The organism is Halomonas sp. MES3-P3E (genome assembly GCF_002836035.1).
GTDB classification, from domain to species: domain Bacteria; phylum Pseudomonadota; class Gammaproteobacteria; order Pseudomonadales; family Halomonadaceae; genus Vreelandella; species Vreelandella arctica.
The window spans coordinates 1-294 of record NZ_PJBT01000172.1 but is presented as its reverse complement, the minus strand read 5'-3'; the positions used below and the strand labels follow the sequence as shown (position 1 = coordinate 294).

The following is a 294-nucleotide window of genomic DNA, read 5'->3' as shown; positions in this document are numbered from 1 at the left end:
GGTGTGCAACCGCGTCCACGACCTCGCAGACATTGTGATGGACATCAACATCAAGCAAGGCCGGCGCTTCTACCTAACGCTTTCACCGGACGTGATTTCAGTAACAGAGCGCGGAGAGCGCACGTTCTCTGCGCCACTACCACCCGCCGCCATGCCACAGCGGGCGCTGGATGGCCTTGAAGAAATGCTTGAAGACGTTCGCGCCCACCAAAGCAAAGGGGCCAAGTCATGAACCACGTCATCAGCCTCCGCTTTGTCATCCAGCACTGGCGCCTCTTCGCGATGCAGAACGGC

Annotated in this window: 1 protein-coding gene; it reads left to right on the top strand. The window is 59.2% G+C overall.

Going from position 1 to position 294, the window contains the following annotated elements:
- The coding region (locus tag CXF87_RS12525; RefSeq protein WP_157826551.1) for a hypothetical protein at positions 1 to 232 on the top strand (232 nt) is incomplete at its 5' end.
- Between the last annotated feature and the right edge of the window lie 62 nt (positions 233 to 294).